The 8,345-nt window shown below is 31.3% G+C and carries 9 protein-coding genes and 1 tRNA gene; 1 reads left to right on the top strand and 9 read right to left on the bottom strand.

Annotated features, from left to right (window positions below; genetic code table 11):
- Window positions 1-70: 70 nt before the first annotated feature.
- On the bottom strand, window positions 71-1,012 hold the full coding sequence (locus tag WC223_11660) for a MauE/DoxX family redox-associated membrane protein (protein ID MFA6924895.1): 942 nt from the start codon (window positions 1,010-1,012) through the stop codon (window positions 71-73).
- Window positions 1,013-1,081: 69 nt separating this feature from the next.
- The gene (locus tag WC223_11665) at window positions 1,082-1,291 is read right to left on the bottom strand and encodes a hypothetical protein (protein ID MFA6924896.1); all 210 of its coding nucleotides are present in this window, start codon (window positions 1,289-1,291) and stop codon (window positions 1,082-1,084) included.
- A 226-nt stretch (window positions 1,292-1,517) separates the two neighbouring features.
- Between WC223_11665 and WC223_11670 the strand changes: the two genes are divergently transcribed.
- Window positions 1,518-1,591 (top strand) — tRNA-Ile (locus tag WC223_11670).
- 133 nt (window positions 1,592-1,724) lie between these two features.
- On the opposite strand, the gene WC223_11675 is transcribed toward WC223_11670, so the two are convergent.
- The 7 genes from WC223_11675 to WC223_11705 all read right to left on the bottom strand — a co-directional run bounded on the left by WC223_11675 (window position 1,725) and on the right by WC223_11705 (window position 8,297).
- Complete coding sequence (locus WC223_11675; GenBank protein MFA6924897.1) at window positions 1,725-3,194, bottom strand: tyrosine-type recombinase/integrase; 1,470 nt, start codon at window positions 3,192-3,194, stop codon at window positions 1,725-1,727.
- Between the two features lie 20 nt (window positions 3,195-3,214).
- Complete coding sequence (locus WC223_11680; GenBank protein MFA6924898.1) at window positions 3,215-3,523, bottom strand: hypothetical protein; 309 nt, start codon at window positions 3,521-3,523, stop codon at window positions 3,215-3,217.
- A 15-nt stretch (window positions 3,524-3,538) separates the two neighbouring features.
- Window positions 3,539-4,516 carry an ArdC-like ssDNA-binding domain-containing protein gene (locus tag WC223_11685; protein MFA6924899.1) on the bottom strand — a complete coding sequence of 326 codons (978 nt, stop codon included), beginning with the start codon at window positions 4,514-4,516 and terminating at the stop codon, window positions 3,539-3,541.
- Window positions 4,517-4,524: 8 nt separating this feature from the next.
- Window positions 4,525-5,370, bottom strand: coding sequence for a relaxase/mobilization nuclease domain-containing protein (locus WC223_11690; GenBank protein ID MFA6924900.1), 846 nt, complete (start codon window positions 5,368-5,370; stop codon window positions 4,525-4,527).
- The gene (locus tag WC223_11695; protein ID MFA6924901.1) at window positions 5,345-5,929 is read right to left on the bottom strand and encodes a hypothetical protein; all 585 of its coding nucleotides are present in this window, start codon (window positions 5,927-5,929) and stop codon (window positions 5,345-5,347) included. Before WC223_11695 ends, WC223_11690 begins: the two co-directional genes overlap by 26 nt.
- On the bottom strand, window positions 5,922-7,367 hold the full coding sequence (locus tag WC223_11700) for a type IV secretory system conjugative DNA transfer family protein (GenBank protein ID MFA6924902.1): 1,446 nt from the start codon (window positions 7,365-7,367) through the stop codon (window positions 5,922-5,924). Before WC223_11700 ends, WC223_11695 begins: the two co-directional genes overlap by 8 nt.
- Window positions 7,368-7,565: 198 nt before the next feature.
- Window positions 7,566-8,297, bottom strand: a complete 732-nt coding sequence (locus tag WC223_11705; GenBank protein ID MFA6924903.1) for a hypothetical protein — start codon at window positions 8,295-8,297, stop codon at window positions 7,566-7,568.
- Window positions 8,298-8,345: the final 48 nt, after the last annotated feature.

Genomic DNA, 8,345 nt, shown 5'->3' on the forward strand with positions numbered 1-8,345 from the left:
TAAAAATGCAAATTTAAAAAATAAAGACAAGAAATACAATCGAAATTATTTTAAGGAAATTGGGAGCAACTTATTTTGTAGCGTTATCACTACTTAGCCATCTCTCAATATCAGATTGGTTAAGGAAAACATATTTTACTTTGTTTTCAACAATGCCATTGTTTAGCCAAAATATTGCAGGGATATGAACACCACTTAATTTTAAAAAATCGTTACCTAAAAATAAACTATGTGGTATTTCTTCGGCATGTGTTTCAGCCCAAAAATCTTTATAATCTTTTTTGTCGCCATTTAATATGAAATAAATAGGAATTTTAGGATTTTTCTTTTTTATAATATGTAGTTTGTATGCTGCTATTTTGCAATGAGGACAAGTTAAACTAAGAAAAGCAACAATTATTTTGCCTTTTGCTAAATCATCTTTTGGCTTTTCGACTTTAGTGTTTTTATAAATAAGCTCAAGTTCTAACTTGTACCCAATTTCATCATTATTAACAATAGATGATGAAAAATTAACAGGATTTAAAATGTATGGCGTGGTTAAAGCAGCAATGCTAAATAATACCAATAAATATTTTCGATGTTTTTCAAAAAAATCAGAAGTGTTATTTGTATTTAATAAAAATATAATTAATAAAATTAAAACTATGTTTTTTACAATTGACTCAATTGGGGTTAATTTCATTGCGTTTCCCAAGCAATTGCAGTTTCCATTGTTTCCATAAATTAGTAATTCTGCAAATAAGTATAATGTAAAAAAGATAAGTAATACTATTGTGGCTTTGTATGTAACTTTATTTAATTTAATATTTAAAATAAATAAAATTCCGATTAACAATTCAATGAAAATAACAAACCTTGCAATAAACGGAGATATAAACCAGTTAAAAAAATTTGTGTCCACAATTTTTAATTCTAAAATTTCAATGGGATATAGCTTTAAATATGCGGATAGAATAAAGAATAATCCAATTATTACACTTAAGAAAATGCAAAATGTTTTTTTAAACATAAAAATCAGCAGTTAAAATAAAAAAGGGCGTTATATTATATAATAACACCCTTCTTTATTTATTTTTGATTATTTAATGGCGCATACAATATCCATTGTAGCATCACTTAAAGCTTCGCACGATGTTTTTGCCTTTTTCTTTGTAGCTTTAAAAGTTGCAGTAGAAACAGGTTGTCCGCTTATAGTGCATTCACAAGAATAATCTTTTTTGCATGAAGTAAATGTAAACATTGCTCCTGCAAACAATGCAAGTGCTAATACAGATGTATTTTTTTTCATAATGTAATTTTTTTAAGTTAATACTTTAATTGGTTAAATTTCAATCGCAAAGATAAAATTATTATCTTAATATAATGACATAATAATATTGCTTTTTTATTATAAGGGTGGTTTATTTCATGAAAGAGGTAATTTTTCTTATAAAAGTAGATGATAAAAAACAAATGAAAATATTATTTTGATTATTAAAACCAAATTGATACTTTTGCACTTCGAGATTTTTTTCGGGCCCATAGCTCAGTTGGTTAGAGCAACAGACTCATAATCTGTGGGTCCCTGGTTCGAGCCCAGGTGGGCCCACAAACGCCGAGATGCAAGACACGCAAGGGTTTTAGCATATTCGGCGTTTGTTTTTTTAACCCGAAAAAACATCGAGGTGAAGTCGAGGTGAAGTTCAGGGTGAAGCAACGAGGTGAAGTTTTGTTTAAATCTTTCATCTTTCCAGTGTTTTTTCGTTGTTTTTATTTCTGATTTTTTCTAATTCATCCTCTCTGCTCTCAGTGTCATGCTCAAACATTTTAAATTTTCTTGCAGTATGTGCAATAACTTTTTTATCAACATAATGTTGTTCCATAACCTGTGTTCCGCTATGCTTTGTAATTAACCTTGCATTATCAATTCCCATAAATCCGCTTAATCGGCTGATATATGTTTTGCGTAAACATTTATAACTTAAATGTCTTCCTGTTTTTAATAACTTATAGTAATGTGAAAAAGAGCGAGATATAAACCTATTGATTATATCTCTCTGCATTGTTTCTTCGGGAGCTAAAATATATTTATCGCTTCCCTTGTATTTTTCAAATCCAATCCGCAAAAGTAAATCTTTGAGTTCATCTGTAATAGGAACATATATCGGTTTCGGATTTTTCATCTCCTGATCCTTTTGTCTGCTGACTTTGAAATCTGTCGCTTTGATGTATAAAAAATTGCCCTTTTCATCTGTAAATATATCATTCCATTTCATTTGCACTATTTCCTCGTTTCTGCGTCCTGTCAACAATCCTAACTCAATAGCATCTTTCACCCACGACTTATACATATTTCTTATTTTTCCTGTGCTTAATGCATTTTTACCAAGTTCCTGTTTTTGAATTATCTCAAGCAAATTTTTGTATTCTTCTTCGGTTATGGTTTCAATATTCGGATTAACGGGTTTTCGAGGAATTGTTTTAAACGGGTTTTTTGCCTGATAACCTTCGTTAATATGGTAGTTATAAAAGCTGGTTAATTGTGTCATTACCCTGTTGTAGCTCGCATTTGAGAGTTTTAACTCATTCAAAATATAGCTATGAAATTTCCCTATTATTTGGTCATTAACATCTTCCAGTGTTAGCTCATTTGGGTTATAACCGTTTTTCTTTAAGCAAATTACGAAATGTTTAAGGTTTCGCTCAATGTCCTCTATATATCTTTTATCTCTTATTTCTATTTTATATTCCGGAACTATTTCGGGGTCGTTGTGTAAATATCCAACATACCGAGCCATTGCGTTAATTAAAAGTTTCGGCTCATTATTTTTTTCAATTTTAACTTCTTTTTTTTGTATTTCATTTTTGCTTTGTGTCTCAACTTCTTTTTGCGTTTCAACTTCTTTTTCAACTTCAACAATATTTTCTTTATTGTAATTCCCTTCCTGCACTTCTTTTCTGAATTCTATTGCTTGTTTTATGGCTTCATTTATATCTCGTGTTTCAAACTTTTTTGTTTTTCGTTCGTTCTTTTTTCCGGGAACATTCACGTAGCACTTAAATACGTGCCTGTCGCCATTTGGACAATTTTTTAATGATTTGCCTGTGGCTTTGCAGATGTCCTGCATATTCGTTTTGCATTTATAACAATACACGTACAATCCTTTGAACCTCTTGGTTGGCGGAATGTGTAAAGGTTTTATGTTTTTCATGTCGTGCATCATAAACACATTTATATATTTTGCAAGCAGTTTATAAATGCTATTTCATTTGCCCCTTTTTGGTCATACTCTATAACACTTTTAGGGGGTTCTTTATAGCTGTTTTGTGTTGTGTTAATTGTTGAATTATCGCAATTTTGTTGCGTGAAATAACTTTTAATTTTTACAGCTTCAAATTCTTCTTTTAAAACATAATGTTTGTTTGAGCCAATATCGCACAAGAGCCGAAGTCCATTATTTAGACACCATCTCCTGACGGAACGACGGGTTTTATATTGAAGATTTTTTTGAATTTCTGATATGTATATTCGTTCATTCATTTTTTGAAATACATTTTATATTTCAATAGTTATCTCTTTATTATTTTTATTTCGGACTTTATTCAATTCCTCTTCCCTCACATTTTCCTTACTCTCAATTTCATTAGTATATTCAATTTCCTTTTCTGGGCTGATATTTAAGATGTAATCAGTTGCCTTTTGTGCCTGAGAACTGGCGTAAACAATAAATTTCTTGTCATTCTTTAATCTTTCAAGCCAACCCTGAATATATGAAGCGTTGTTTTCAAGCTGTTCAATCGGGATATTTGCATAAGATTTTAAATAAGAAGCGCCCATTTCGGCTGTTAATTCTTCAATAGCATATTTATCAGTTCGCATACCTTTACTTTCTAAAAGTTCTTTGCGATTTAATCTCTCGCCGTGTCCGGTACTATGAACCAATTCGTGAAATATAGTCCCGTAATAATCCTCGCTTTTATTAAAAGTTTCAATCTTTGGAACATTTACATAATCGCTCAATCTATTATAGTAAGCCCTTTGTTCCTTATTCTGTATTCTTGGTTTTTGGGGCATTTCGCTGATAATTTTCTCGCAGGTTTCAATCGGATTATTATTTCTTTCAATAATTGGCGGTATTTTATCAAGCGGAATATTATCGCATTGCGAAACATTAAAAACCCTGTAATATCTGAGCATTGGGATTCTTTCTTTTTCTTTCGTTTCCTTATTTTCCTTTTCAAACCATTTCCAGAATATAACTTCGTGCGATTTCTCGCCTTTTTTGACAGAACCTCCTAAATCCTTAACCTGTCTGAAAGTAAGGAAATAATTTTGTTTATAATCCAAAGCTGATAAAAGCCAAACATTAATCCCCCTGTAATGTTTTCCGGTAATTAAATTTTTTGGCAACCCTGCGTCAGACCAAGATTGTTGCCAAGGCACAACGCCTTTTTCAAGGTGTTCAATAATACGATTTGTGACGATTGTATAAACATCTGTTGGTTTATTATTATTTGTGTTTTGATTATTCATATTGATTGTTAACGATTACGACTAATAATTTTTTCTTTTGTTTTCTTTCGTAATTTGTTTATTTCATTCTCGCGATTTATTGATTTATCAAGCTCCTGCAATCTTTCTTCAGTAAAACTTAATGTTTTGAAACGATATTTTTTGCTTTTGTGAATCACTCCGTAAATTTTGCCACCCCTTATGTATGTTTGCAGTCCGTTTTCTTTTAAATTTTCGTAAAAATTGTTTTTTGAATTTGATTTTGTATAACACTTATTAAGTATTTCAAGTAATTGTTCTTTATCCGATGCCCTACCAGTCCTTTCTTTAAATTTAAATTCTTTTTCAGGTAGGGCTTTCGCTTTTTTTTCGTTTCCGTGATTTACCAATGATTTATTTAACTCGGGATATTTTTCAATTTGATATTCCTGTATTTTTTTCTTTAAGTTTTGCAGTGTTGCTTTTGATAATCGCATTGACTTCCCTGTTTTGTATTCAATGCCGGAGGCACAAATGTGTATATGGTAATGTTCTTTATCAAAATGCGGAACTGCTAAAAGCATTCCATTTCCTCGCTCCTGAACATATTGCCTTGCGATATCTTCAAGCTTGTCTATTGAAATGTTTTTAGCGTCGTCCCTATGAAAGCTGATAATTTCGTGAGTCAGAATGACTGAATCCGTTCTTTTGTTTTGTCTGAATTTTTCATTTTCATTGAATTGCTTGACCCATTCAGTAATGCTGTTCCCTCTTAAGTTATGCGACACTGCAAAACTTTTTCCGTTTTTATCAAACAATCGGTCTTTATCGTATAACATATAGTTAAGCAATTTTTTAAAATTTGGATTTTTATGTGATTTGATTTTTATTATCATCTTTGTTTGTTGTAAGAATAGCGAGCAATTGCTCTTTTAATGACGGCTTTTCTTCAATGCCTTTAATTACTAATTCTTCAATGGTATATGGTTGTTTAAGAATTTTATTAATTTCTTCCCCTAACTTTTCAATAAGCTTCTCAATTGCCTCGTATTTCTGTTCTCGTTCAAAGCTGTATTTTTCTTTTTGTTTTACTATTGTTTGTATTTCATTTAAACATTGTGAAAGCAGTTGCTCCAATTCCGCTATCTGTAATCTGTCCGGCACAATGTATGTTTTGTTTAGGTATGCTAAAACAGCAGAACGTAAAAAAGCTGTGAGCTTCATCTTGTGCTGTTTTGCAACAAAGTCAATTCTTGAAAATTCGTTGTTGTCTTTTGAAAATCTTATTGTGATTTCACGTTTAATCGTTCTTTGTTTTCTTTTATGTTTTGTAAAATATATTTTTCTGTATTCTTTTTTAGCTTGTTTAATTTCTTCATCAATACCTCTTTCGAGAACACCTGTTGAATCAAGATATTCCCACATTCCGCCTGTATGTTTTTTAGTATTACTCATTATTATTTTCAGGAACATTAAGAGGTAATAATGAAATGCTGTCAGACATATTTTTATTTTCGATGTCGGGAGTTGGGATATTGCTATAATCGCTTAAATAAAAGTTTTTGTAATATGGAACGAGTTTAAGTTTTATAGGATTATGATGTCCGCATATAAGAAGGGCTTCGTTCAGAGCCATGGTGCGAATCTCGTCGCTAGTCATCAAAGGTCTGATGTGTTTCTTTTCTTCTTTATCCTTGTATTCGCATTTACCAAGCATTCTTTCAAGCTCTGTGGCTGTTTCCAATGATTGCCCTGTAAAATACATTTTAGCGAAACAATTGGCTTTTATTCCATCTGCTTCGTATTTGCCGTAAAGGTGTATAAGCTGGCTGTGATCTTGGAGCAACAACATAATTCCTGCACGATGTTTTCGGACATTAGCGACAGCAAGCGACAAAGTTGGCAGATTTAAGGAACTAGCTTCATCAATCAGGAAGAAAATATCTTCTTCATCGCCTCTTGGGAAACGGCTCATAATAAAAGAAAAGAATTGCTCGAAAAACAGTGAAGTCAAAACAGAATAATATTTTTGTTCTGAAACGCTGTTTTGAATAAAAAGGACTGTCCTTTCATTCCTGAAATCCATAAAATTTAAATCATCTTTTGACGTTATTTTTGCGACAGATTCATCGGAAAATATTTGTAGCGAAGCTTTGCAAGTTGCAATCACGCCTGAAATTACTTTTTCGTCATAAGCAAGAAATGATTTGTATTCACTGAAAAGCACGTCGCCTGCATATTTCAAGAAAAGCAAATCAACCGCTTTAGGATTGCCTCCCAAATTATTTAACAAATGAAGGATGTTGTATAAATTTTGATATTCTTTGTCTTGTTTTTTTAAAATTGAAATCAGCATTGCTAAAAGTCCCACAGCTTGTGTGTTCCAGAAAGGGTCTTTGCTGTTTTGCCCAAGTGCATTCTGCACAAGCATTGAAGAAATTTTTTGTATTTCAGATGAACTGTTGGCTCGTGTAATGGGATTATAATTGCAGGAAATATTAGGGTTTGCAAAATTCAATACTTTAACTTTGTATCCTTTTTGCAATAAATACCCAGCACTTTTATTATAGAGTTCCCCCGCTGGATCGTGGACTAAAAGAGATGAACGCATTGAATACAAACTCGGAATTAAAACAACCGAGCTTTTACCAACGCCTGTTCCACCTATTACAATTGCATTTTGATAAGAATCTTTTACCGATAAATTCTTTTTTCCTGTGATGCAAAAACCATAATCGGAGAAAAAAGAAAACACTTTACTTTGAGGAGCAAACTCTGCATTATATACGCCCTTTTCTTTGTAATTAAAAATGCTTAAAATGCCTTCAATTATATTGAAGAATATGGTAAATGCTGTTTCAAATATTTTTACAATGTCTTTAAATTTTTCCATAGTTATGAATTTTTTAAAGGTTAATAAATAATTACTTTATATTCCCTTTCAACCAACCATTAAAGGTTTGAAGGAATATTTCCGCAAGTTTTGACACGCTGTAAAGTGCGATTAAAAACAATTTAAAAACCACCTTTACAAGATTTACAAATAATTTCCAAAGCATATCTTTCATAATATTCAGTTTTAGTTTGTGAATTATTTACTATCAATGCCAGCAGTTATAATAACTTTCGCACCCTTGCTTTCAAAAATATTTTTGAAAAATTTTGAAACGATTTTATATTCTTCGTCATTCCCTATGTTCAATGGCTGATAAACAAAATAAATTGTTATGCCATTTAAGTTTTTTAATACAACCTGCGATTCAAAATATTTACTGACGGAATCGGCTTTAGAACTCAACGAATTCAATGTTTCTGAGTTGTAAAATGAAATTTCATAAGTGTTTTGCATTAAATCAGAATAAACGAGCATAATTTTGTTTTCTGCTTTACTTTCGGAAAGTATATTCAACTCCTGTGAAATCGGAACATATATTGAAGTATTGTCTTTTCCGGTTTTCATTTTTGAAACATCATTAAAAATCTGTTCAACATTTGAATAAAATGAGTTAACCTTATCAATTCTTTTAGCTTCATTTGAAAGCCAATCGTTTTCAGCTTCTATACCTGCTTTCTGTGAACGATTAAAGCTCACGTCCGAAATGTCTACAAGTTTAAACATTGCTCCATTCCATCGGTTTTTATTCAAATCAAAAAATGACTCAGCGTCATTTTTGTTCGGTTTTACAAGCATAGCGTCTGTAATGTCGCTCATAACAACAACTTCAGTTGTTGGATAATGAATGCTGTTTGTATATAAATATACTCTGATAACAGCTGTAGCGAATAAGACAAATAGAAATACTTTTGCAATTATTTTTTTCATAATTATTCCTCCTTATTATTAAAGTTTGTAAAATTTATTTCTGTGTAT

Source organism: Bacteroidales bacterium, assembly GCA_041671145.1.
GTDB lineage: Bacteria > Bacteroidota > Bacteroidia > Bacteroidales > JAHJDW01 > JAQUPB01.